The organism is Geodermatophilus sp. SYSU D00700, assembly GCF_054050255.1.
The window spans coordinates 180,218-202,160 of the sequence record NZ_JBJGZA010000003.1 but is presented as its reverse complement, the minus strand read 5'-3'; the positions used below and the strand labels follow the sequence as shown (position 1 = coordinate 202,160).

General features: G+C 74.0%; 21 protein-coding genes and 1 pseudogene. 6 read left to right on the top strand and 16 right to left on the bottom strand.

Annotated elements, in window-relative coordinates:
- Positions 1-186: 186 nt before the first annotated feature.
- The 3 genes and pseudogenes from ACI79V_RS04255 to ACI79V_RS04245 all read right to left on the bottom strand — a co-directional run bounded on the left by ACI79V_RS04255 (position 187) and on the right by ACI79V_RS04245 (position 4,819).
- Positions 187-3,294 (bottom strand): DUF3427 domain-containing protein, encoded by a 3,108-nt coding sequence (locus ACI79V_RS04255; RefSeq protein ID WP_456887119.1) that lies wholly within the window; start codon positions 3,292-3,294, stop codon positions 187-189.
- Positions 3,295-3,342: 48 nt separating this feature from the next.
- The gene (locus tag ACI79V_RS04250) at positions 3,343-3,972 is read right to left on the bottom strand and encodes a GIY-YIG nuclease family protein (protein ID WP_456887116.1); all 630 of its coding nucleotides are present in this window, start codon (positions 3,970-3,972) and stop codon (positions 3,343-3,345) included.
- Positions 3,969-4,819 (bottom strand): annotated as a pseudogene (locus tag ACI79V_RS04245) (phosphorothioated DNA-binding restriction endonuclease). The gene ACI79V_RS04250 and the pseudogene ACI79V_RS04245 overlap by 4 nt, the downstream one beginning before the upstream one ends.
- Positions 4,820-4,963: 144 nt before the next feature.
- Between ACI79V_RS04245 and ACI79V_RS04240 the strand changes: the two are divergent.
- The gene (locus ACI79V_RS04240) at positions 4,964-5,467 is read left to right on the top strand and encodes an HNH endonuclease (protein WP_456887114.1); all 504 of its coding nucleotides are present in this window, start codon (positions 4,964-4,966) and stop codon (positions 5,465-5,467) included.
- Positions 5,468-5,498: 31 nt separating this feature from the next.
- On the opposite strand, the gene ACI79V_RS04235 is transcribed toward ACI79V_RS04240, so the two are convergent.
- A complete protein-coding gene (locus tag ACI79V_RS04235; RefSeq protein WP_456887112.1) occupies positions 5,499-6,017 on the bottom strand; it encodes an HAD domain-containing protein in 519 nt (172 codons plus the stop codon).
- A 126-nt stretch (positions 6,018-6,143) separates the two neighbouring features.
- On the opposite strand from ACI79V_RS04235, the gene ACI79V_RS04230 reads away from it, so the two are divergent.
- Positions 6,144-7,799 (top strand): FAD-dependent oxidoreductase, encoded by a 1,656-nt coding sequence (locus ACI79V_RS04230; RefSeq protein ID WP_456887110.1) that lies wholly within the window; start codon positions 6,144-6,146, stop codon positions 7,797-7,799.
- 20 nt (positions 7,800-7,819) lie between these two features.
- On the opposite strand, the gene ACI79V_RS04225 is transcribed toward ACI79V_RS04230, so the two are convergent.
- The 3 genes from ACI79V_RS04225 to ACI79V_RS04215 all read right to left on the bottom strand — a co-directional run bounded on the left by ACI79V_RS04225 (position 7,820) and on the right by ACI79V_RS04215 (position 11,620).
- Complete coding sequence (locus ACI79V_RS04225) at positions 7,820-9,025, bottom strand: hypothetical protein (protein ID WP_456887108.1); 1,206 nt, start codon at positions 9,023-9,025, stop codon at positions 7,820-7,822.
- Positions 9,026-9,116: 91 nt separating this feature from the next.
- Positions 9,117-10,322, bottom strand: coding sequence for a hypothetical protein (locus ACI79V_RS04220; RefSeq protein WP_456887106.1), 1,206 nt, complete (start codon positions 10,320-10,322; stop codon positions 9,117-9,119).
- Between the two features lie 83 nt (positions 10,323-10,405).
- Positions 10,406-11,620 carry a hypothetical protein gene (locus ACI79V_RS04215; RefSeq protein ID WP_456887104.1) on the bottom strand — a complete coding sequence of 405 codons (1,215 nt, stop codon included), beginning with the start codon at positions 11,618-11,620 and terminating at the stop codon, positions 10,406-10,408.
- A gap of 228 nt (positions 11,621-11,848) precedes the next feature.
- Here ACI79V_RS04215 and ACI79V_RS04210 point away from each other — a divergent pair, with 228 nt between their 5' ends.
- Positions 11,849-13,354, top strand: coding sequence for an endonuclease/exonuclease/phosphatase family protein (locus tag ACI79V_RS04210; RefSeq protein ID WP_456873690.1), 1,506 nt, complete (start codon positions 11,849-11,851; stop codon positions 13,352-13,354).
- Positions 13,355-13,413: 59 nt separating this feature from the next.
- Here ACI79V_RS04210 and ACI79V_RS04205 read toward each other — a convergent pair whose 3' ends face one another.
- The 3 genes from ACI79V_RS04205 to ACI79V_RS04195 all read right to left on the bottom strand — a co-directional run bounded on the left by ACI79V_RS04205 (position 13,414) and on the right by ACI79V_RS04195 (position 14,616).
- Positions 13,414-13,872 (bottom strand): SRPBCC family protein, encoded by a 459-nt coding sequence (locus ACI79V_RS04205; RefSeq protein WP_456887101.1) that lies wholly within the window; start codon positions 13,870-13,872, stop codon positions 13,414-13,416.
- Positions 13,873-14,062: 190 nt separating this feature from the next.
- On the bottom strand, positions 14,063-14,380 hold the full coding sequence (locus tag ACI79V_RS04200) for a type II toxin-antitoxin system PemK/MazF family toxin (RefSeq protein ID WP_456887098.1): 318 nt from the start codon (positions 14,378-14,380) through the stop codon (positions 14,063-14,065).
- Positions 14,380-14,616 (bottom strand): ribbon-helix-helix domain-containing protein, encoded by a 237-nt coding sequence (locus ACI79V_RS04195; RefSeq protein WP_456887097.1) that lies wholly within the window; start codon positions 14,614-14,616, stop codon positions 14,380-14,382. The genes ACI79V_RS04200 and ACI79V_RS04195 overlap by 1 nt, the downstream gene beginning before the upstream one ends.
- Positions 14,617-14,693: 77 nt before the next feature.
- Here ACI79V_RS04195 and ACI79V_RS04190 point away from each other — a divergent pair, with 77 nt between their 5' ends.
- The 3 genes from ACI79V_RS04190 to ACI79V_RS04180 all read left to right on the top strand — a co-directional run bounded on the left by ACI79V_RS04190 (position 14,694) and on the right by ACI79V_RS04180 (position 16,851).
- Entirely contained in the window at positions 14,694-14,930 is a 237-nt protein-coding gene (locus tag ACI79V_RS04190) for a FitA-like ribbon-helix-helix domain-containing protein (RefSeq protein ID WP_456887095.1), read from the top strand.
- Positions 14,927-15,325 carry a type II toxin-antitoxin system VapC family toxin gene (locus ACI79V_RS04185; RefSeq protein WP_456887093.1) on the top strand — a complete coding sequence of 133 codons (399 nt, stop codon included), beginning with the start codon at positions 14,927-14,929 and terminating at the stop codon, positions 15,323-15,325. The genes ACI79V_RS04190 and ACI79V_RS04185 overlap by 4 nt, the downstream gene beginning before the upstream one ends.
- A 134-nt stretch (positions 15,326-15,459) precedes the next feature.
- Positions 15,460-16,851, top strand: coding sequence for a DUF4407 domain-containing protein (locus tag ACI79V_RS04180; RefSeq protein ID WP_456887091.1), 1,392 nt, complete (start codon positions 15,460-15,462; stop codon positions 16,849-16,851).
- Between the two features lie 40 nt (positions 16,852-16,891).
- Here the strand turns inward: ACI79V_RS04180 and ACI79V_RS04175 are convergent, their stop codons facing one another.
- The 6 genes from ACI79V_RS04175 to ACI79V_RS04150 all read right to left on the bottom strand — a co-directional run bounded on the left by ACI79V_RS04175 (position 16,892) and on the right by ACI79V_RS04150 (position 21,864).
- Positions 16,892-17,497: a tetratricopeptide repeat protein gene (locus tag ACI79V_RS04175; RefSeq protein WP_456887089.1), complete on the bottom strand. Its 606-nt coding sequence runs from the start codon at positions 17,495-17,497 to the stop codon at positions 16,892-16,894.
- 62 nt (positions 17,498-17,559) lie between these two features.
- On the bottom strand, positions 17,560-17,931 hold the full coding sequence (locus ACI79V_RS04170) for a DUF1330 domain-containing protein (RefSeq protein WP_456873699.1): 372 nt from the start codon (positions 17,929-17,931) through the stop codon (positions 17,560-17,562).
- A 40-nt stretch (positions 17,932-17,971) separates the two neighbouring features.
- A complete protein-coding gene (locus ACI79V_RS04165; RefSeq protein ID WP_456887086.1) occupies positions 17,972-18,712 on the bottom strand; it encodes a hypothetical protein in 741 nt (246 codons plus the stop codon).
- Positions 18,709-19,389: an excisionase family DNA-binding protein gene (locus tag ACI79V_RS04160; protein ID WP_456887083.1), complete on the bottom strand. Its 681-nt coding sequence runs from the start codon at positions 19,387-19,389 to the stop codon at positions 18,709-18,711. The genes ACI79V_RS04165 and ACI79V_RS04160 overlap by 4 nt, the downstream gene beginning before the upstream one ends.
- 87 nt (positions 19,390-19,476) lie before the next feature.
- Positions 19,477-20,097: a hypothetical protein gene (locus ACI79V_RS04155; protein ID WP_456887079.1), complete on the bottom strand. Its 621-nt coding sequence runs from the start codon at positions 20,095-20,097 to the stop codon at positions 19,477-19,479.
- Between the two features lie 363 nt (positions 20,098-20,460).
- The gene (locus ACI79V_RS04150; protein ID WP_456887077.1) at positions 20,461-21,864 is read right to left on the bottom strand and encodes an ADP-ribosylglycohydrolase family protein; all 1,404 of its coding nucleotides are present in this window, start codon (positions 21,862-21,864) and stop codon (positions 20,461-20,463) included.
- Positions 21,865-21,943 lie beyond the last annotated feature (79 nt).

The following is a 21,943-nucleotide window of genomic DNA, read 5'->3' as shown; positions in this document are numbered from 1 at the left end:
AGCTCCGGCGTGCTCTCGGGGATCACGCGACTGAGCTCTCGACGCCGTCGAGCAGCCGACCCTCGAACAGGAGGGTGGCTGTGGCGTCATTGACGTTCACCGGGAAGCATGATCGGCGTGAGAGCTTTCCGTTGAAGCTGAGTTTCCGCCCTCCATTTCGCATGGCGCTCTCTCGTCGGCTACCGGTCATCCCACCTTCGCGGCGTGGAAGACATCTGCAGGCAAGGCGTGGTCGAGCCGCCAGAGGATGCGCATCGGGCGCTCGCCAGTGTGGGACACGTAGGACATCGGCCCGGCGTAGAGGTAGGGGGGCGTGCCGAGTGTCCCGTCCGCCGTCTTGGACTCGCGGACGAACAGGTGCACGGACGTGCCCATGTTGCGGTGGTTGACGTAGCGCTGCCCGGTCACCGACCGCTCTGCCGTCGCGTTCTGCGACTCCCACTGGAACAGCGTCGGCGTGATGGCGTGGTCGGCGTACATCGTGGTGGGGGAGAAGTGCGCCTCCGTCTTCTGCAGGGTCACGAAGAAGACGTCTGCTTGGTCGCTGGGCACCCAGCGCACGCCCGAGCCCCACGTGCCGTTGAGGTCCTCGAGCCCGAAGGCCGCCAGCGCCTCGTCGCGGCTGTAGCGCGCGTGCACGTGCAGCGGACGGTCGCCGGCCTCGCTCAGCGGACGGGCCACCCGATGGATCCGATCGTGCAGGACGTCGCTCAGTTCGACCAATTCCTCGATTCGCCCTTGGTTGGCCAGCAGTCGCGCCAGCGACTCCTCGATGTTGCTGAACGGCGTCCGCGAGCCGAACAGCGAGAAGTGCATCATCGCGGCCAGCCGCCGCAGTCGAGCGCTGCTCTGCGCTTCTGCATCGGACTGGTGTAACGACCGGTAGAACCGCAGCCGCTCGAGGTCGTCAACGTGCAGCATCCGGCCGAATGCGGCACCCAGCGCGGCGTCGTCCGGTCCGGGTACGTCCTCGACCCAGCCGGCGGCGCGCTGCAGGTCCAGCCAGCTGCGGCCGTTGCCGCGGTAGAGGTCCTCGAGCTCGACGCCCGTCTCCTCGAGGAAGTCAGCCAGGGACGGCGACTTTTCCCGCTTGGCCTCGCTGACCAACCCCTTCCACGACACGCTCAGCGACTGCTTGATGTTGTCGAGGACGATCCGCTCCGCCACGCGGTCGAGCTCGATGTGGCACCCGGCCGGCAGGGTCGGGAACCCCTGCTTCACATCGCGCTCCAGCCCGCGCCGTGAGCTGCCGGTCAGCGCGCGGAAGCGTAGGTCGAAGCGGAACTCCTTGTGCTGGGCGCCGATGAAGTCGAGGACGGTCAGGCAGGCCTTGTCCTCGGCCAGGCGCAGGCCGCGACCCAGCTGCTGGAGGAAGACCGTTGCGCTTTCCGTGGGTCGGAGGAAGAGCACGGTGTCGACGGTCGGGATGTCGAGGCCCTCGTTGAACAGGTCGACGGTGAAGAGGACGTTGACCGTCCGGTCGCGCAGCGCTGCCAGGGCCGCCGCCCGCTCCTCACGAGACGACGTCGACGTCACCGCGCGGCTCGGGATGCCGGCTCTGGTGAATCGGTCGGCCATGTACTGCGCGTGCTGGACGCTGACGCAGAACCCGAGGGCTCGCATTCGGCCGGGGTCCTCGACTTTGTCCTTCACCGCCTGCAGGACGAGCCGGACGCGGTGGTCGTCGCCGGTGTAGACGTTGGTCAGCTCGGTGGTGTCGTACCCTCGGCCGCGCTTCCACCGCAGCTGGTCGAGGGCGACGTCGTCGTGGATGCCGAAGTACTGGAACGGTGCGAGGAGGTTCTGCTCGAGCGCCTCCCACAGCCGCAGCTCGACGGCGGTGCGTCCGTCGAACCAGGTGCGCACGTCGGCGCCGTCGGTCCGCTCGGGCGTCGCGGTCAGTCCGAGCAGAACGCTGGGCTTCAGGTGCTCAAGCAGCCGCCGGTACGTGGCCGCCTCGGCGTGGTGGAACTCGTCGACGATGACGACGTCGAAGTGCGTGGGATCGAGCTCGTCGAGGTCAAGCTGGTTGAGCGACTGCACGGAGCCGAACACGTGCCGCCACTCGCGGGGCCGCTGACCCCCGACGAACAGTTCGCCGAAGTCGCCCTGGCGCAGCACGTGGCGAAACGTCGACAGGCTCTGGATCAGCAGCTCCTCGCGGTGGGCGACGAACAGGAGTCGGTCGACCATGCCGCTCTCGCGCAGGCGCCGGTAGTCCAGCGCGGACACGACCGTCTTGCCGGTGCCGGTCGCCATCACGACGAGGTTGCGCCAGCGGCCGTGGACGGTCCGCTCAGCATCGAGCGACTCGAGGATCTCCTGCTGGTAGCCGAAGGGCCGGACGTCGAGCGTGGTGATCTCGATGGGCAGGTCGGACGGGCCGCCGCGCTCCGCCGCCAGGGCCTCGCGGAGCCGGTCGCCGTCGCGGAGCGGCTCATAGGTCTCGAACGACGGGTCGAGCCAGTAGCTGTCGAAGGTCTCGGCGAACGTGGTCAGCAGGTGCGCCTGCTCGACGTTGGACAGCCGGACGTTCCACTCGAGACCGTCGGTCAGGGCGGTGCGGGAGAGGTTCGACGAGCCGACGTACGCCGTTGACAGCCCGGTGGCGCGGCGGAACAGCCAGGCCTTGGCGTGCAGCCGCGTCGTCCGGGTCTCATAGGAGACCTTGACCTCGGCGCCGAGCTCGACCAGGCGGTCGAGTGCCCGCTGGTCGGTGGCGCCCATGTACGTGGTGGTGATGACGCGCAGCCGGCCGCCACGCTCGCGCAGCTCGGTGAGCTGCTTCTCGAGGACCCGCAGGCCCTGCCACTTGATGAAGGCGCACAGCAGGTCGACGGAGTCCGCCGAGGCGAGTTCACGGGCGACCTCGTAGCCGATGCGCGGCTGACCGCGGCCGTTGACGAGCAGGGCGCTGGTGGACAGCGGGACGGCCGGTCGCTCGGGGAAGGTCGTCGGGCCAGGAGTGAGGGAGGGCTGGGCGACGGCGAGCAGCGTGCGCGGCGGCTCGACGACGGCGTCCTCTTCGGCGGCCGCATCCGGTGCCAGTGCGGTGATGGCCTTGACCATGTCGTTGGCCAGCGCGACCTGGCGACTGACTGCCGCGCGGTCGCTGCCGCCGGCGATGCGCAGGGCCCGTGACGCCAGTTCAGCGACGTGGCGGGTCAGCGTCTCGTGCGCGTCGACCGGGTCCAGCTCGCCGACCGCAACGAGGTCGGAGTCCGTGCCGGCCAGTCGACCGTGCATCGCCTCCGTCAGCAGGTGTTCGTAGACGCCGGGCGTCAGGTCTCCCACGGACGGACCGTAACCGGAACACGACCGTCGGCTGGTCATGCCACTCGGCTAGCGGCCACCGACGCGAGGATTGGGCACGACGGGCAGCTCATTGGCGGTGACGACGGCCCGACGTCGGACCTCGGTCAACTCGGCGTGGAAGGCGTTGCGGCTGTTGCCCTCTAAGTTGAGCGGGACGTCCAGCGTCGCGATCAGCTCGTCCTCGAGCTCCCACGGGCGCGGATGCTCGACGATGCTCACGAAGGCGTGCTCAGCCATCCAGGCTGACAGGGCCTGCTCGCCATGCACGAAGGTGCGTCGTCGTCCGGAGCCGACCCGGCGCAGCTGGATGTCCAACGCGTCGGCCAGCAGGCAGCCGAGTGTCTTGCGGAGGGTGGAGCCCTCGGCATTCCCCGCATAGTGCGTGGTGAGGCGCTGCCTGAGCTGGCCTCTGCTCGGTGGCCGGCCATTGGCAGGCGGTCGCTTCGGGCTTGTGCCGGTGTAGAGCAGGGTGAGGCCCTGCCAGGTATGGCAGCCGGTCGTGTCGATGACTGCCGGCGGCCGGTCGAACCACCAGCCGTAGACGCCAGGCTCTGCCGGGATGGGGCTCGGCCGCTGCAGGACCTCGTCGCGACGCCACAGGCGCTGCGGCGTGAGGAAGCGATCGACCTGGTCGCGGGATACGGGGTTGTCGGTCATGCGGCGAGCGGCACCCCGTGGAACACCTGTTCACGGTGCCAGGCGACGTGACGACAGGCTGGCAACGGTGTACCCGGGCGCGGCCTCAGCCGGCGGCCGTGGAGTTCGTAGACGGCTCGGCCGTGCGGCGTGCGGGCCGAGAACCGCTGGGACACCACGAGCGTCAAGTCGTCGTCGAGGCCGAGGACCCCGCGGTCGAACAGCTTGTGGTGCAGCGAGCAGAGCGCCAGGCCGTTGTCGAGCTCGTCCGGCCCGTCGACGGTGAACCACCGGATGTGCGCCGCCTCCAGGCCGACGGGGACGCCACCGACCTGACCGTCGAAGCCGCAGAACGCGCACTGCCGGTCCCACGCCTCCAGCACCTGCGCCAGCCAGGCACTGCTCCGACGACGACTGGCCGCGGGCACGACCGTGCCGCCGTGCAGCAGCTCCGGGTCCAGCCCGACGGCGACCAGCACGCGGGTGCGACGGTGGCCGGGAAGTGCGCCTCCACCAGCCCGCGGGCGACCTCGTCGATCAACCCCGGACGCGACCGCAGCGCTGCCTCGAGCGACGCCTCCAACCGCCCGGTCACGCCGGCTCGCAGCGGGCTCACGGTGTCCATGGGGACGTCGCGGTCGAGGGTCCAGACGCCATCGGACCTCAGCCGCGTGAACGGGTAGGCGGCGCTCTGCGCCCGACCTGTCCGCGACGGCGGACCGAACTCCTCCAACAGGTCCGCGAGCTCCTGCTCGGCGACGTCCCACGGCAGCTCGCTCGACCCGTTGGCCGCGAGCCGGCTCAGCGCCAGGAGGACGAGCAGCGGCTTGTGCGGGGAGCGGCGGCCGTCCTGCTGGTGCTGGCGCAGCGACGCCAGCCGGTCGAGGGTCTCCCGGTCCTGGACATCGAGAGCTGCCACGGCTGCTGACTATCGCCGATCGGGATCCCCACAGCCGGGTGAACCTCCGGCGCGTCGCTCAAGGCTGCCGATGGGGCTCCCGACGTCTACAGGGTGACCGCGCCGTCCACGTCCACGCCGGTCGAACCGGCGGACGTCGTCGATGGCGTGCTCGTCAGCCTGCTGCACTACCTCGCGGCGGAGCCGTGGCTCGGTGCGCTGGTGGGCCTGGTGTTCCTGAACGCCGTGGTCCGCAGGATTCCGGGCCTCGTCTACGGGCGGCGCCGTCGTGACCCGCAGCGGTGCTTCGTGCGAGCGGACAAGCGGGTGATTCTGGAGCGCGCCGGTCACCGCTGCGAGCACCACTCCTGGCTCGGCGGTCGGTGCCAGGCCACGGAAGACCTGCAGGCCGACCACGTGCACCCGCACAGCCGCGGCGGGTCGACCAGCGTCGCGAACGGGCAGGCACTGTGCCCGCGCCACAACACGCGCAAGGCAGCGCGCGTGCCGTGGACCTGGGAGCTCGAGCGGCTGGCGCGGCGCCGGGAGGCCTACTTCCCGGCGGGGGCGCCGACCGTCGTCGTCCGGCACGGGCGGCCGGAGGAGCAGCCGGCCTGATCGTCGCCGTGAGCAGGACGGCGCCGGGGTTTCACAGCCATGCCTCGATCTCGTCCAGTTGCTCGTGAGTGAGCCCGACGTAGAGGTCCGGCGCGACCACCAGCACGTGCGGGTTCGCGGCCAGCCAGTCGCCGGTGTCCTCGGCCTGCTCGGCGAGGTCGTCGTCGATCCACACGATCCGCCGGTCCGGCTCCGACGATGCGACCTCGCGGGCGATCTCCAGCTTCCACCAGCCCGACGCGCCGCCGAACACGCCGAGGAACCCGGTCGGCGCGGAGTCGCCGCGCGCGTGGGTCCGCAGCCCCCGCGGCAGGCCCATCGGCTCGGCCAGCAGCCGGTCGGCGTCGGTGGTCCAGGTGGTCAGCCACTGGATCTCCACCCGGCCCGACTCGTGCAGCTCCCGCAGCCGCGCCGTCACCGTCGGGTCCCACGACAGCACGTAGCCGTTGAACGTGCCCCGCCGCCAGCCCTCGGGCAGCTCCCGGCGGGGCGTGTTGAGCACGCCGTCGACGTCGAGCAGCAGGATCGGACGGTCGCCGGTCGAGCCCATGCCCGATCCTGCATCCACCGTGACGTTCGGTCGAGCGGGACGACCTGCAGCGTCACCAGGGACCTTCGAGCCTGGTCCCAACGAGCGCCCGCTCCTACCGTTCGGGCACATGTGTGGGAGCACGACGTGAGCGCCCCGCTGATCGTCGCGGTCGACGACGCCCCCGCCCTGCTCCGCGACGTCGAGCGGGAGCTGCGCAACCGGTACCAGCGCGACTACCGCATCTGCTGCCTGGACTCGCCGCGCGAGGCGCTCGGCAGGCTGGAGGAGTTCGCGGCCGCCGGCGAGCAGGTCGCCCTGGTCCTGGCGGGGGAGCGGCTGGCCGGCGCACCCGGGACCGACCTGCTGGCGCAGGTGCGCTCCCTCTTCCCGCACGCCCAGCGCGTCCTGCTCATCGGCTACGGCCGCCTGGGCACCCCGGACGCCGGCGACGCGATCTTCGAGGCCATCGCCGGCGGCCGCATGGACCACTACGCCCTCCGGCCCGCGGAGCCGCCGGACGAGCAGTTCCACCAGGCGATGTCGAGCTTCCTGCTGCGCTGGGCCGACTCGCAGCGACGGACCCCGTACACCATCGACGTCATCGGGGAGAGCTGGTCGGGCCGGGCCTACGAGATGCGCGAGGTCCTCGAGCGCTGCGCCATGCCGCACCGGTTCCTGCTCGCCGGCTCGGAGGAGGGACGCGCCCGCCTCGCGGAGGCGGGGGAGCGGCGGTTCCCGCTCATGGTCATGCCCAACGGGAGCATCCTCGAGGACCCCAGCGACGTGGACATCGCGCGGGCGTCGGGCACCGCGGTCACCCCCGACCGCACGGAGTACGACCTCGTGGTCGTCGGCGGCGGGCCCGCCGGCCTGTCCGCGGCCGTCTACGGCGCCTCCGAGGGGCTGCGCACGCTGGTCATCGACTCCGGCGGCCTCGGTGGGCAGGCCACGTCGAGCTCGGCGATCCGCAACTACCTCGGCTTCCCCCGCGGCATCAGCGGCGCGGACCTCGCCCGCCGGGCCTACCAGCAGGCGTGGGTCTTCGGCGCCCGCTTCGCGTTCATGCAGCGCGCCACGCGCCTGGAGGCCGAGCGCGACGGCGTCGTCGTCCGGTTGAACACCGGCGGGGTCGTGGTCGCCCGCGCGGTCGTCCTGTCGACCGGGGCGAGCTACCGCCGGCTCGGCGTCGAGCCCCTCGAGGCGCTCCGCGGCGCCGGGGTGTACTACGGCGCCGCCGCCTCGGAGGCACCGCGCGTCGCGGGCAGGGACGTCTTCGTCGTCGGGGGCGCGAACTCCGCCGGACAGGCCGCCGTCCACCTGGCCCGCTACGCCCGCTGCGTGACCCTCGTGGTGCGGGCGGCGTCCCTCGACGCCGGGATGTCGCGCTACCTGGTCCGCCAGATCGAGGAGACGCCGAACATCGACGTCCGGACCGGCACCGAGGTCGTCGACGGCGGGGGTGGCGGGCAGCTGGAGCACCTGGTGCTGCGCGACCGGAGGAGCGGCGAGGAGCGCAAGGTCGGCGCCGCCGCCCTCTTCCTGATGATCGGCGCCATCCCGCACACGGAGTGGCTGCCGCCGACGATCGAGCAGGACGACGGCGGCTTCGTCCTGACCGGCGGGGACCTCAGCGACGACGCCGTCCGGGCGTTCGGGCGGCGTCCGTTCCCCCTGGAGACGAGCATCCCGGGCGTGCTCGCCGCCGGGGACGTGCGGCACGGGTCGGTGAAGCGCGTGGCCTCCGCGGTCGGGGAGGGCTCGATCGCCATCCAGCAGGTCCACCGGCTGCTGGCGTCCTGACCCGCCCGGGCACCGGCGGCTCAGCCGAGCAGGACGGCGAGGTCCTGGTACTCCCGCCCGTCGAGACACGCCACGCCGGCGGCCAGCGCGCTGCCGTCGGCGGACAGCGCGACCGGCGCCGCGATGCCGTCGTCGCACAGCGGCACCTCCGCGACCGTCTCGCCGGTGGCGAGGTCCACGGTCGACAGGGCCACCCCGTCCTCCGCCGTGTCGTGCTGCACGTACACGTGCTCCTCGCTGGGCCCGACCACCAGGTCGATCGCCGGCCCGGGCAGCGTCGTGGTCGGCTCGACGACGCCGTCCCGCACCGTCACCAGCTGCGCCGTCCCGGTCTCCCGGTCACCGGCGATCACCGACACCAGCACGGCCCCGTCGGACAGCACCTGCAGCGCGTAGCCGGCGCTGTCGTCCGGCTCGACCAGCTCCACCGGCGCGCCGACCGGCCGCAGGTCCGCGTCGTACGAGGCCAGCACGACGCCGTCCACGCTCCCCTCGGCGTCGCGGTCGACGCTCACCAGCGCCGCCAGCCCGCCGTCCGGGCGCAGCGCGACGTCCCGCGCCACCGCCTGCCCGGGCGTCTCCACCTGCAGCTCGGCCGACGCGAGCACCTCCCCGGTGGCGACGTCGACCGTGGCCAGCCGGTTGACCGTGCCCCCGTCGACGTACCACTGCAGGCTCGCGGACAGCGTGGCGCCGTCGGGGGAGAGGACGCCGGTGCCGGTGTCGGGCGTGCCGAGCTCGGCGTCGGCCGCGACGCGCACCACCTCCGGCCGGTCGGCGCCCGGCGGCAGGATCGCCAGGGCGAGGTCCTGCTCGCGGCCGACGTCGCCGCTGCCGGGGTCGCCGCGCTCGGGCAGCACGGGTGCCAGGGCGACCACCGTGCCGTCGGGCGCCACGTGCACCTCGCCGAGGTCGGCGAACGGCGCGCCCTGGATCGTGCGGCCTACGGTCAGGCCGCCGTCGCCGGGGACGAGCTCGACGAGCAGGCTGCGCGGCGGGGCGCCCAGATCGCCGGTGAGCAGGGCGACGAAGCCGCCGTCGGGCGTCGCGGCGATGTCGGTGAGGCGCACGTCGCGCTCCACCTGGGCGTCGACCTGCACCCGCCCGACCTCCTCGGTCAGCGGTCCGCCGCCGGTCGGCGCGGCGGTGCCGGCGACGGCGGACGAGCAGCCGACCACGAGGACGGCGGAACCGAGCAGGGTGGCGCGGAGCCGGGACGGGCGCATGGGTCGGTGCTCCTGGGGTGCGGGGGCTGGTGCGGGCAACACTGGGCGGGCGCGCTTGCGGGCCCCTTGCGGATCACTCCGCGCCGGGCTGTCAGCCGAGCAGGTACAGCGGGCTCCCGGAGTCCACTCCGGGGCAGGCGGCGCTCGCGGCCAGGCTGCTGCCGTCGGCGGCCAGCGCGAGGTCGGACCCGGTGCCGAGCTCCTCGCAGAGCACGACGCCGGCGACCACCTCGCCGGTCGCCAGGTCGACCGTGGCGACGGCGCCCCCGTTCTCCGCCCGCGTGTGGTTCACGTACGCGTGGCGCCCGGCGGCGTCGACGGCGACGTCCCACGGCTTGCCCGGGATCGCGGCGCTGTCCTGCACCGCGCCGTCCCGGACGGTCACCAGGCGGAAGTCGTCGCCGTCGTCCCCGACGACGACGGTGACCACCGCGGTGCCGTCGGGGAGGACGTCGAGGGTGTAGCCGAGGTCGTAGGACGCGTCGGGCACCACCTCGACCGGCTCGCCGACCAGCTCCATCTCGGCGTCGTACTCGACCAGCTGCGCGCCGGACACCTCGCCCGCGCTGTCGCTGGTGTTCTGCACGAGCGCCAGCACCCCGCCGTCGGGCAGCACCACCATCTCGTCGACCACCGCCACGCTGTCGGTCGGCACGCGCACCTGGTCGCCCGCCAGCACCGCGCCGGTGGCGACGTCGATCGCGGCGACGCGGTTGACGTACGTGTCCTCCCGGGTCTCCCACCGCAGGCTCGCGTAGAAGGTGCCGCCGTCGGGGGAGAGGGCGCCGGTGGCCTCGTCGGGCGTGCCGAGGTCGGGATCGGCGGCGACGCGGACGACGTCGGCCCGCCCGGCGCCGGGCTCGAGGACGGTGAGCGCGAGGTCCCGGTCCTCGTCGTCGCTGCCGTCACCGGCGAGCACGGGGCCCACCGCGACGACGGTGCCGTCGTCGGCGACGTACAGCTCGCCGCCGGCACCGTCCCCGGCGTAGGGCGCGCCCTCGACGACGGCGCCCACGGTCAGGCCGTCCTCGCCGGGGACCAGCTCGACCAGCGCGCCGCCCTGGCGGTGGGCGGTGCCCAGATTGCCGGTGAGCAGGGCGACGAAGGAGCCGTCGGGGGTCGCGGCGACGTCGTAGAGGTCGAGCTGGTCGTCGACGTCGGCGAGGTCGATCCGGTCGAGGACCTCGGTGAACGGCCCGGCGCCGGCCGGCAGCGCGGAGCCGGCGACGGTGGACGAGCAGCCCGCCACGAGGACGGAGCTGAGCAGCGCGGCGGTGCCGAGCCGGGTCGGGCGCATGCGGGGGCCTCCTGGGCTGTGGGGTCCTCCGCACCCTCGGCCGCGCGGCTTGCCGCCCACTTGGCGATCACGTGGACCCCGCTTCAGCCGACCAGGACGGCGGGGTCCAGGTGGTCGTGCTCGTCCCAGCAGCCGGCGGCGGAGGCGAGGGTCCGGCCGTCCGCGGCGAGGGCGACCGGCGCCGGGGTCCCGTCCGCGCACACCGGTACGTCGGCGACGACCTGCCCGGTGGCGAGGTCCACCGTGGCCACGCCGACGGGGCTCTGCGGGCGCCCGTGGGACAGGTACACGTGCCCCCCGCCCGGCTCGACGGCGAGGTCCGGCGCCGGGCCGGGCAGGACCGTGCTCGCCACGACGGCGTCGTTCCGCACGGTGAGCAGGAGGGCCCGGCCGGTCTCGTACCCGCCGGCGTAGACCGAGGCGAGCACGGTCCCGTCGGTCAGCACCGCGAGCGCATGGCCGGTGCCCACCTCCTCGCCGACCAGCACCACCGGCTCGCCGACGGGCTGCAGGTCGGTGTCGTACCGCGCGAGGACGACGTCGTCGGCGTCGCCGTCCTCGTGGTTGCGCACGGTGGTGAGGGCCGCCAGCCCGCCGTCAGGGTGCGGCGCGATCGCCACCTCGGTCGCCCAGCCGCCGGCGTCGGCCCGCAGCGGCGCGCTGGCGAGGATCTCCCCGGTGGCGACGTCGACCGTCGCCAGGCGGCTGGTGAAGACGCCGTGGACGCGCCACTGCAGGACCGCGGACAGCGTGGTGCCGTCGGGGGAGAGGACGGCGGTGCCGAGGTCGGGCGTGCCGAGCTCCGGGTCGGCCGCGACGGGGACGACCCGCGGCTCGTCGGCGCCGGGCTCGAGCACGGTCAGGACGAGGTCCGAGCCGTAGGGGTCGGCGGCCCAGCCGGGGTCGCCGGGGTGCAGCAGGACCGGCGCCATCGCGACCATCGTGCCGTCGGGAGCGACCCACACCTCGCCGTCGCTCACGAGGGGCGGGCCCTCGGTCACGGCGCCCGCGGTGAGGCCGCCGTCGCCGGGGACGAGCTCGAGGAGGGCGCTGGCCGGGAGGGTGGGGTCCTCGCTGGTGAGCAGCGCGACGAAGCCGCCGTCGGGGGCCGCGGCGAGGTCGAGGACCTGCAGCAGGTCGTCGGTTGCGGCGTCGACGTCGACCCGGCCGACCTCCTCGGTGAACGGGCCCGCGGCCGTCGGCTCGACCCGGGCGGCGCCGGCGACGGCGGACGAGCAGCCGGCCGCGAGGACGGCGGTGCCGAGCAGCGCGACGGCGACGGGTCGGGGTGAGCGCATGGCGGGCTCCTGGGTGCGGTGGGCGGTCGCACCCAGGCTCGGCCGCGCTTCTTGACCGGCACTTGAGCCCGAGTGGGACCCGCGCCGGCCGCCCCGACCTGGTGTTGCGGCGCGTGACTCCCGGGCCTCGTGGTGCACGTGCAGGGCTCGCTGCTCGCGTGGTGCCGCTGTTCCGGAACTGCGAGGGGTCAAGGTGTCCCGGACCTCGACCCGTCCGTGAGGAGCACCGTGCGCATCGGCACCTGGAACCTGGATCGCTGCCCCAGTTCGACGTCGGAGAAGGGGCAGGAGGTCGCCGCCCGGCTCGACGAGCTGAAGGCCGATCTGTGGCTGCTCACGGAGGTGCACCGGGACTGGGACCCGCGAGGCGGGACCTTCGCCGTGTCGCGTCCGCGCAGCTTCGACCCGGACGCGCCGAAGCGCTGGGCCGGCGTCGAGACGTCGCTGCCGCTGACCACGCTCCCGTCCCAGGGCGAGCACCCCGGCGAGGAGGGCCTCGTGCTGGCCCGGGTGCAGGTCGACGGTCGGGACGTCCTGGTCGCCTGCTCGGTCCTGCCGTGGAGAGGCGCGGAGCAGTACTGGTACGGCCTCCCGGAGGGCCAGATCGCGCAGTTCCACTCCGTGCTGCAGCACCACGTCGAGCGCATCCGCACCGAACGCCGTGAGGACGAGCCGCTCGTGTGGGGCGGGGACTTCAACCAGGCACTCCGGCGCCCGGTCTACGGGGGCACGGTGGAGGGCATGACCGCGCTGCAGTCGGCGTTCGCGTCGCTCGGGCTGGTCGCGCTCACCGTGGACGCCGAACACCGCAACGGTCACATGCGCTCGATCGACCACCTCGCCGTCAGCGAGCACTTCACCGCCGCCTCGGCGGAGACGCACCGCCTCACCCGGTCCGACGGCAGCAACCTGAGCGACCACGCCGCCTACACGGCCGACGTCGAGCTGACCGGTCCGGCCACCGGGTCGGGCCCGACCGCGGTCGCCACGAGGGACGAACCGTCCGGGTGGACGTCGTGGGCCGGCGTCCCCGGCTTCCTCAGGAAGGGCGAGCAGCAGCCCCCGGCCGACGTCGACGACCTCGACGAGCAGTCGGTCGTGGCCAGGGCGGGGCAGGAGCTCGTCGAGCGGCTGCTGCGGACCGGGATCGACGGCTTCGGACCGTTCAAGCCCGCGGCCGAGTCCGCCCGTGAGGCGCTCGAGGGTCGCACGCCGGAGCAGGCCGTGAGTGCGCTCGTCCGCAACCACTGCGCGCTGGCCGGCGCCCAGGGCTTCGTGACCAACGTCGGTGGTCTCGTCACGCTGCCCGTCGCCCTGCCCGCCAACGTGGGGGCCTCCTACCTCGTCCAGGCCCACTTGGCGGCGTCGATCGCCGCCGTCCACGGGCACGACCTGAACGGCGAGCAGATGCGGTCGGCCGTCCTGTTGTGCCTGCTCGGCAACGCGGGGACGGAGGTCCTCAAGCGTGCCGGCGTGACCGTCGGGACCAAGATGAGCACGGCGCTGATCAAGCGGATCCCGGTCACGGTGATCCGGGAGATCAACAAGCGTGCCGGGTTCGCGCTGGTCGCGAAGTTCGGGACGAAGAGGGCTGCCCTGACGCTTGCTAAGGGCGTCCCCGTGGTCGGCGGCGTCATCGGCGGGGGGTTCGACGTGGTCGCCACTCGAGCGGTGGGCGCCTTTGCCGACCGGACCTTCCGGCCGGGCGTGCCGGACGACGTGCCTGTGTCGTAGCGCGGCGCGGCGACCACGCCACACCGCGACGCCGTCATGGGTCGACGGGTGTGGAGACGTCACCCACCTTCGGCGAGGGCGGCCAGCCGGTCGATCGAGGTGCGCAGCCGGTCGAGCGTGGTCGCCCGCGCACGCGGGAGACGCTGCTCGTCGGTCAGCCGGGACCAGTCGTACGTGTGCGTGACCAGCGTCCGCGTCGCGTCGATCGGTTCCAGCTCCCACCGCCAGAGGTGTCCCGGCGGTGCCTGACCCGGCTCCGCCGGCCGCCACGCGATGCGCCGGCCCTCCTCGAACTCGACCACGTGGTTCTCCCGCACGTTGCCTCGGGTGAGCGTCGTGGTGAACACGTCACCCACGGCCCGGACGCGCTGGCCGCCGGCCGCCTCGGCCAGGTTGTCGTTGCCGTCCCAGCGCGGTTGCTGGGCCGGGTCGGCGATGAGCTCGAAGATGCGGTCCGCACTCGCGCCGATCTCCCGGCTCGCGCTGACGACGCGCGGGAGCCCCTCGGCGCAGGTCATGCCGACATCGAAGCACCGGCGAGCGCCGCTCAGCGGTGCTCGGGCCGGACGAGGAGCGCATCCCGCCCTCAGCTCGGCAGCATCCCCGGGAGGCGGCGAAGGCATCGGCGTCCGACCTCGGATCCGGGATGTCGTCGGCCGTGGTGGTCCGCCCCCGATCGGCGTCCACGAGGCCGTCGGGGTCCTCGGCTCAGCGAGGAGCGGGGAGGTCCTCGAGGTCGAAGGCGGCGTGCAGAGCGGCGGTGAGAGCAGGCTCCTGCTCCGGTCGCAGCCGGCCGATCTGTCGACCCAGCGCCGATGTCGGCACCGTGATCACGCTGTCGCAGCTGACGACGCTCGGGTGGTCGAGGCCATCGGCCGGGCCCACGGAGACCTCGGTCGACAACCCACGGATCCTGCTCGTGATCGGAGCGACGGTGACCCGTGACAGGTGTGGGCGCACCAGCTCGCGGGTCAGCACGAGGACGGGGCGGGTCTTGTCGAGACGAGCCAGGTGGATGGGACGCATCAGTCGAGGTCGTCGAGCGGCGTCCGGGCGGCGTACTCGGCGAGGTCGTCCAGGTCGTCAGCTCCGGGCTCCGTGGCCAGGATGGCCGCATCGCGAGCCGCGATCTGACGACGCTGCTCGCGTCGGAGCGCCTGACCGACCACCGCGGCACGGGACGGAGCTCGGCCCTCGGACACCAGTTGGTCGATGAACGCCACGAGCTCCTCGGGCAGGCGAACGGCGATCTGGGTACTCACCGCGCCATGGTACCGGATCGGTATGCGCAGTGGTACTACTGGCAGCACTTCGATGTCTGCGCTGCTAGTCTGCATGTGTGCCCGTGTCGATGACCATCCGCGACGTCCCGGACGAGACACGCGACGAGCTCGCCGCCCGAGCCGCCCGGGCGGGTCAGTCGCTGCAGGAGTACGTCCGCGCGCAGCTGAACGAGCTGGCGCGGCGGCCGAGCCCCGTCGACCTGTGGGACCGCGTCGAGCACCGGATCCGGGCGACCGGGAGCCGGCTGGCCGCCGGGGAGATCCTCGAGCTCCGCGACGACGACCGCCGGTGACGGCCGTCGTCGACTCCTCCGTGGTGGTCGCCGCGCTCGTCGACGACGGCGCGGACGGGACCTGGGCCCGCGACGGCCTGCGCGGGGAGACGCTCGTGGCGCCGGCGCACCTGTTCGTCGAGGTGGCGAACGTGCTCCGGCGGGCGGTGCTGGCCCAGCGTCTCGGGCGCGACGCGGCTGCGCTGGCCCACCGCGACCTCGTGCAGCTGCCGGTGACGGTCTTCCCCTACGAGCCGCTGGGTGACCGGGTCTGGGCGCTGCGCCCGACCGTCACCGCCTACGACGCCGCCTACGTCGCGCTGGCCGAGGAGCTCGACGCCGCCCTGTGGACCCTCGACCGCCGGCTCGCCGCAGCGTCCGGCCCGCGGTGCCGTTTCCGCACCCCCGGCGGCTGACCGGCACCTGCTGGCGGGACCGGTCCGTCCCGCGGCGTGGGGCAGGTGTGACGAGGAGGTCGCGGCCGGCCGCCGGGCTGCCGATGGGGCAGGGGAGCGGCGGTTCGACCCCCGTCGCCGGGGAGTGCTCTCGCATGGCTGGACGACGACGGCTCCAGGACCGCCTGGCGGTTCTCGGTGGCGCGCGGCCCGACCTGCTCGAGGCGGCGCCCGGCGCGCGGCCGCGGTTCGCCGCGCTCGGCGGCGTCCTGCTCAGCACCGGTGGGCTCGCCGTCGCCTCGGCGGCGTTCGCGCTGCACATGGCCCTCGGCGTGTGGTGGCCGTTCGCGCTCGTGCTCGGCCTGGGCTGGGGCGCCGTCGTGGTCAACCTCGACCGGATGCTGCTGGTCGGCATGGCGCACGACGCCTCGCTCGCCCGCAACCTCGCCCTCGCCGTCCCGCGGGTCGGACTCGCGCTGGTGCTCGGCGTCGTCGTCGCCACCCCGCTGACGCTGCAGGTGTTCCACAAGGAGATCGACGCCGAGATCACCGTCATGCAGGCCGAGGCCGCCGACGCCTACCGGGAGTCGCTGGAGGCCGACGCGCGTTTCGCCGGCCTGGACGAGCTCCAGGAGCGGGTCGCGGTCGCGCAGGACGTCGTCGCCACCGGTGGGCAGGCCGACCTCGCGCTGGCCGCCGTCCAGGCCGACCTGACCGCCCGGCAGCAGGCCTACGACGCCGCCCTGGCCACCCAGCGCGACCTCGAGGCGCGCGCCCAGTGCGAGCTCGACGGCACCTGCGGCACCGGCGAGGCGGGCACCGGCACCGCCTACGTGCAGGCCCGCGCCGCCGCCGACGCGCAGGTCGCCGTCGTCGCCTCGGCCCGGGCGGAGCTGGACGCCGCCACCGACGCCGCCGCCGACGCCGAGTCGCGCAGCGCCGACCTCGCCGCCGCGGCGCTCGCCACCGACTCGGCCGAGCTGGCCCGGCTGACGGCGGAGCTCGACCGGCTCCAGGCCGCGTTCGACGCCACCAACGAGGGCTCCGGCGGCATCCTGCTGCGGCTCGAGGCGCTCGACCGGCTCAGCGACCGCAACGCCACCCTGGCCGCGGCCAAGTTCATGCTGTCGCTGCTGTTCATGTGCGTCGAGATCCTGCCGGTGCTCATGAAGGTGCTGCTCAACTTCGGCCCGCCGACCGCCTACGACCGGCTGGCCGCGCTGCGCGACGGCGGCGACGTCGAGATCGAGGAGCTGCAGCAGCAGTCGCGGCGGACCGTGGCCGAGGCCAAGGAGGAGCTGCTGGTCATGGCCGAGCAGGAGCGCCTCGACCGGCAGAAGGCGGCCATCCGCGCCCGCCACCTCGCCACGCTCGCCCAGGCGCAGGCCGACGCCGAGGAGGCCGCCCGCCCGCCGGCGCCGCGGCCCGCGCCGCCGGTCGAGGAGCCTGGCCGGCCGCTGTGGGACACCGGCCCCATCCGCCTGGCCCGCTCCGCCGCGCGCACCATCCGCCCGTCGCGGCGCCCGGCCAACCGGGTGCCGGTGTGACGGCGTGACGCCGAGCGAGCTCGTGCGGACGGACTGACCCTCAGTCGGGCAGGTCGTCGAGGTCCGGTGGCTCGGGGACCAGCTCGTCCCACTCGTCGGGCGCCATGCCCAGCGCCCGGCGGACCCGCCGCCGGGCCGCCAGCAGGTGGGCGGCCTCGCTGGCTGCTCCGTAGGCATCCGCCTCGGACGCGTCCTCGACGTCCCCCAGGGCCCGGCGGACGCCCAGCGTCAGCCAGCGGTGGGCCTCGCGCAGGTCGCCGTGGAGCTCGTGGTCCTCGCCGATGAGGAGGTAGACGTCGGCGTCGGCCGGGCGCTCCCGGCGTACCTGCTCCGCCAGCGCGCGGGCGGCGTCGACGTCCCCTGTCTTGAGCAGGGCGTTGTGCAGGTAGCAGCGGACGTCGGGCTCGACCGGCTCCCCTGTTGCGACGGCGCGGCGGAACACCCGCACGGCCTCCGGAGCGTCGCCCACCCGGACGAGCTGTTCCCCGGCCATCACGAGCAACTGGGCGGCGTTCACCTCGTCGCCGGGCCGCGTGCCCTCGGCCGCCCACGCCTCCAGCTTCCGCGCCACCGCGCGGCTCCTCTCGGGGGTCTGGCCGGGGGAGTACAGCGCGTCGAGGTCGTCCTGCGTGACCGGCCTCCGCATGCCTCGACCTTAGGGCCGGGGCCGATGCCTCCGGCAGGGTCGTGGCCGCCTCGGCGACGGGGTCAGCCGCGCGCCCAGGCGGTGGTCGGCTGCAGCACCGCCTCGGTCAGCGCCTCGGTGCGCCAGTGCGTGACCTGCTGGTACTCGGGATCGGCCACCATGCGGCTGAACGCCTCGCGGGAGGGGTAGCGGACGAGGAGCACGGCGTCCCAGTCCTGGCCCTGCTCGGCCACGAGCGGGGTGCCGCCGTCGCCGGCGTAGAGCACCTCACCGCCGTAGCGGGGGAGGAAGGTCTCCGACAGCGCCGCGGCGTATCGGTCGTAGGACTCGCGGCCGCCCTCGGCGAACCGGAGCAGGTTGAGCATCACCACCGGCCCGCCCGGGTCCTCCTGGAGGTACCGCTTGAGGTCGGCGCCACGCGGGTCGACAGCCATGCCGCGACGCTAACAAGGGCCGGCATCGCGACGGGCGGCCTCAGCCGAGCAGCAGCCGCCAGGTGGCGTAGCCGTCGTCGGCCGCGTCGCCGAGCGCTCGCCACTCGGGAGCCTCGGGATCGCCGAGCACCGCATGGAGGCGCCGGAGCCGCTTGCGGTCGCTGCCGGCGAAGCGGGTCCGTTCGGCCAGCGGATCGGTGATCAGGCTGGCGAGGAAGGCGGCGTCGCCGCTGTGCCGGCTCCGGTCGCGGTTGTCGCTCGTCCACGCAGCCGCCTTGAGCACCAGCGCGCCGAGGAGGTCCGGCACCGGGACGACCGCCGACCTGTCTCCCTTGGCGACGGTCAGTCGGATGGCTCGTTCCAGCGCCTGGTGACCGCCCTCGACGCGGATCGTCTCCCCGCCCGCCGCCGTGCGCAGCGGCCACCGCGGCGGGGAGTGGTCGGGTGCCAGCACGTCGACGACGGCACCGTCCTTCGCCCGGCGGAAGCGGTACACCTTGCCGGCGCTGTCGGGCTGGGGCTGCAGGTCCAACTGCCGCACCGCCTGCACGCACCGGCTCAGTCCCGCTGGGTCGGTGAGCAGATCGGCCAGGACGTCGACGTCCTGGCTGGCTCGCGTGGGCGTCCGCCCGGCCGCCAGTCCGTGCAGCATCACCATCTGGCCGCCCACGAGGACCCAGCCCGACGGGTCCAGCCGGCCGGCCAGGTCGAGGACGAGGTCCCACAGCCGGTCGAGCGCTCCGGTGAGCGGCGGTAGCGCGACGAGCGCGGGCGTGCTCACCCGCGGACAGCGGCCAGGGCCGCGCCGAGCAGGTCCAGCCCCGCGCGCCGGGTGCGGACGTCGGCCGACTCGGCCAGGTCGACGGCGACGACGGCTGCCGGCATGTGGCCCAGGCCGGCCAAGGGCAGGTCGGGGAACCGCGGAACCCGGACGACGAGGTTCGGCTCACCCCGGTCGGACAGGCCCAGGTCGCGACGGAGGGCGTCGAGCGTCTCGGCGCTGCAGTAGAACTCGGCCGGGGCGTCGGAGGTGACGATGTCGGCCCCCACCGCCTCGGCCGCCGTGATGCCGGAGACGACGACGCCGTCAGTGGCCAGTACCCGATCGCGGTAGGGCGGCAGGACCCGCAGGCCGAGCCGGTCGGCGCGAGCGCGGGTGGCGGCGACCAGTTCCTCGGGGCCCGACGTCCGCAGCCGCGTGCTCACCCGGGACCGGCCCGACCGGTCCAGCCAGGACGCGTTCTCCCCGGACAGCTCCCACAACGTGGCCCACGCGGTCGGCGGGGACAGGACGCGTCCCGCGGCGACCGGCAGCCGTGCGCGCTCGTCGACCGCGTCCTCGGGGAGCACCAGGGTGCGCCCTACCCGCTGCGCGGGCAGCGTCCCGACGCGGACCAGGCGTCGCACCTCCTGGGAACTGACCCCCAGTCGGACCGCGGCCTGGTCGACCGTCAGCATGACACCTCCTGCGTCGCGGAAATGATGCGCTAGCGCATCTATTCTGCAGCAGGAGCCTCCTGCGGCCGGCCGACACGCCGCTCGCGCTCAGCCGACGCGGCTCCAGGTCCCGCATTCGTTGGTGGAGAAGGCGACGTCACCGGGCAGGATCTCGACGTAGGTCTGCCCGGACGGGTTGTCGTTGGCGAGGATGGCCTCGAAGTCACCGGTCAGGTTGCTCAGCCGCTCCCAGTAGCACCCCGAGCCGCCGGTGGACACGTACGTGCCCGGCTGGATGTCCGAGGCGACCAGGTAGGTCCCGTCGCCGAACCCGTTGCTGACATCAGGACCGCCGGCGGTGGCCGGTGTCCACCGACCACACTCGTCGGTCGAGAACGCCACGTCGGTCGGGAGGATCTCGACGTAGGACTGCCCGGACGGGTTGTCGTTGGCGAGGATCGCGTCGAAGTCGCCCGTCACGTCGCTCAACCGCTCCCAGTAGCAGCCGGAGGTGCCGTCGGCCCGGTACAGCCCCGGCTGGATGTCGGTGCCGACCAGGTAGGTGCCGTCCCCGAATCCGGGAGGCTCCGGCGCCGGCTCGGGCGTGCCCGCGCTGGGCACGGCGGTCGAGGCCAGGGGAGGGGCCGTCGCGGGATCCGACGCCTCGGACGACTCGACGGTGGACGTGGCGTCCACGATGACGGCCAGGACGAGGACGAACAGCACCACGACGACGGCGATGATCCCCAGGACGGAGTACTGCGGCCCGGGCGGCGGGCCTCCGGAAGGCGGCGGAGGCGGCGGCCCCCAGCCCGGCGGCGGACCCGGCGGACCCATCGGAGGCCCGGGCGGCGGACCCCACGCCGGTGGCCCGCCCGCGCTCCCCGGCGCGGGTCCCCATGCCGGCGGGCCGGGTGCACCCCGCGGCGGAGGGAGGCTGCCGGGCGGGGGCTGGCGTTCTCCGTACCGGCCCTCATCTGCCGGCTGGTGCATCCGCGCGGTCCTCTCCTCGGTGGTTCGAGCCGACGGAGTATCGCTACCGGACCGGCAGTCGCCTGCGCGATTCGCCCGATGGGGCGACGCGGGACGCGGTCAGCCGCGAGAGGCGGCCAGCCGCTCCAGCGCCGCGGTGAAGCTGTCGTTCCACAGCCCCAGGTGCGGCCAGCGCTCGGCGACGTGCGCCGTCGCCTCCTCGACCGACATCCCCCGCTCGCGCACCAGCCAGCCGCGCAGCACCAGCCCGGTGCGTGACGCCCCGCCGTGGCAGTGCACGAGCACCCGGTGGCCCTCCGCGTGCAGCGCGGCGAGGTCGTCGAGGACGTCGGCGAGCACCACGTCGAGGTCGACGTTGTGCTCGTTGTCGGCGATGTAGGCCATCCGGTGGTTCGGATGCGGGAACGGCTCGCCCAGCCGGCACAGCGAGATGACCGCGAAGTCCTCGCCCGACCAGCGCGCGCCGTCGAGGTTGCCCGCCCAGATCCCCGGCAGGACCTCCACCGGGCCGATCCGCGGGATGACGCCGGGGTCGTACGAGGGCACCGGCCTGCCGTCGAGCGCCGCGGCGAGCTGCTGCAGGTCGGCCAGCCGCCACACCCGGTCGCCGTGCCCGGGCACCCGACCGTGCACCGGCGAGGACCACCGCATCGGGATGCCGCCCATCCCGTACACCGCGCCGGCCAGCCCGCCGGCCACGCAGGCGACCGTGTCGGTGTCACCGCCCAGGTCGACCACCAGCCGCAGCACCTCGGCGAAGTCCCGCCCGCGCCGCAGCGCCCAGAGCGTCTGGCCGAGCGTCGGCCACACCGCGCCGTTCGACTCCGTGGCCTGGTCGGGCGACCAGTCGGGCGCGAGCACGGTCGCCCACCGGTCCCGGTGTTCCGGCGCCACCAGCGACAGGGCATCGGGGACGGCGGCCAGCGGGTCGCCGCCGTCGAGCGCCACCCGCAGCAGCTCGTGGAACATGGCGCAGCCCTCGCCGGCCGCCGGGTCGCCGTGCGTCAGTGCCGAGATCCGCCGGGCGGCGTCGACGGTGGCCTCGGTGCCCGAGCAGGAGAACCAGATCGCCGCCGGCGTCGTCCGCATGAGCGACCCGTTGCCCGCCGCGTGCCCGGACCGCGCGAAGTGCTCGGCCGCGGCCGACGACCACGGCAACCCGGAGGACAGGACGGCGCGCGTCTGGTTGCCGATGTCCGGCGGCCCGGCCGCGGCCCAGGTCGCGAACCGCCCGAACAGGTCCGCCTCGTCGAGCCCGCCGCGCTCGACGAGGGAAGCCGCCACCAGCAGCGCCATCTGGGTGTCGTCGGTGAACTCGCCCGGCGCCCACCCGAGCGACCCGCCGCCGCACATCTCCGTCGCGGCACCACGGGCGGGTGCCGGAAAGCGGGCCGCGAACGCGCCTGGTGGGCCGAACTCGAACGGTGCGCCCAGCGCGTCACCCACCGCCGAGCCGACGAGGGCGCCGGCCACCCGGTGCGAGCGGTGCAGTCCCCGTGTCACGTCGGCCAGTCTGCGTCGGGTGCCATTAGCGCTACAAAGGCACCTCCGGCCCGGCGCGGAAGGCACCGATCCCGGCGCC

Coding starts and splice junctions, on each gene's coding strand:
- ACI79V_RS04250 (WP_456887116.1), bottom strand. CDS start 3,972: ATGACCGACAACCCCGTATCCCGCGACCAGGTCGATCGCTTCCTCACG.
- ACI79V_RS04235 (WP_456887112.1), bottom strand. CDS start 6,017: ATGGGCTCGACCGGCGACCGTCCGATCCTGCTGCTCGACGTCGACGGC.
- ACI79V_RS04225 (WP_456887108.1), bottom strand. CDS start 9,025: ATGCGCCCGTCCCGGCTCCGCGCCACCCTGCTCGGTTCCGCCGTCCTC.
- ACI79V_RS04220 (WP_456887106.1), bottom strand. CDS start 10,322: ATGCGCCCGACCCGGCTCGGCACCGCCGCGCTGCTCAGCTCCGTCCTC.
- ACI79V_RS04215 (WP_456887104.1), bottom strand. CDS start 11,620: ATGCGCTCACCCCGACCCGTCGCCGTCGCGCTGCTCGGCACCGCCGTC.
- ACI79V_RS04205 (WP_456887101.1), bottom strand. CDS start 13,872: ATGACCTGCGCCGAGGGGCTCCCGCGCGTCGTCAGCGCGAGCCGGGAG.
- ACI79V_RS04200 (WP_456887098.1), bottom strand. CDS start 14,380: ATGCGTCCCATCCACCTGGCTCGTCTCGACAAGACCCGCCCCGTCCTC.
- ACI79V_RS04180 (WP_456887091.1), top strand. CDS start 15,460: ATGGCTGGACGACGACGGCTCCAGGACCGCCTGGCGGTTCTCGGTGGC.
- ACI79V_RS04175 (WP_456887089.1), bottom strand. CDS start 17,497: ATGCGGAGGCCGGTCACGCAGGACGACCTCGACGCGCTGTACTCCCCC.
- ACI79V_RS04170 (WP_456873699.1), bottom strand. CDS start 17,931: ATGGCTGTCGACCCGCGTGGCGCCGACCTCAAGCGGTACCTCCAGGAG.
- ACI79V_RS04160 (WP_456887083.1), bottom strand. CDS start 19,389: ATGCTGACGGTCGACCAGGCCGCGGTCCGACTGGGGGTCAGTTCCCAG.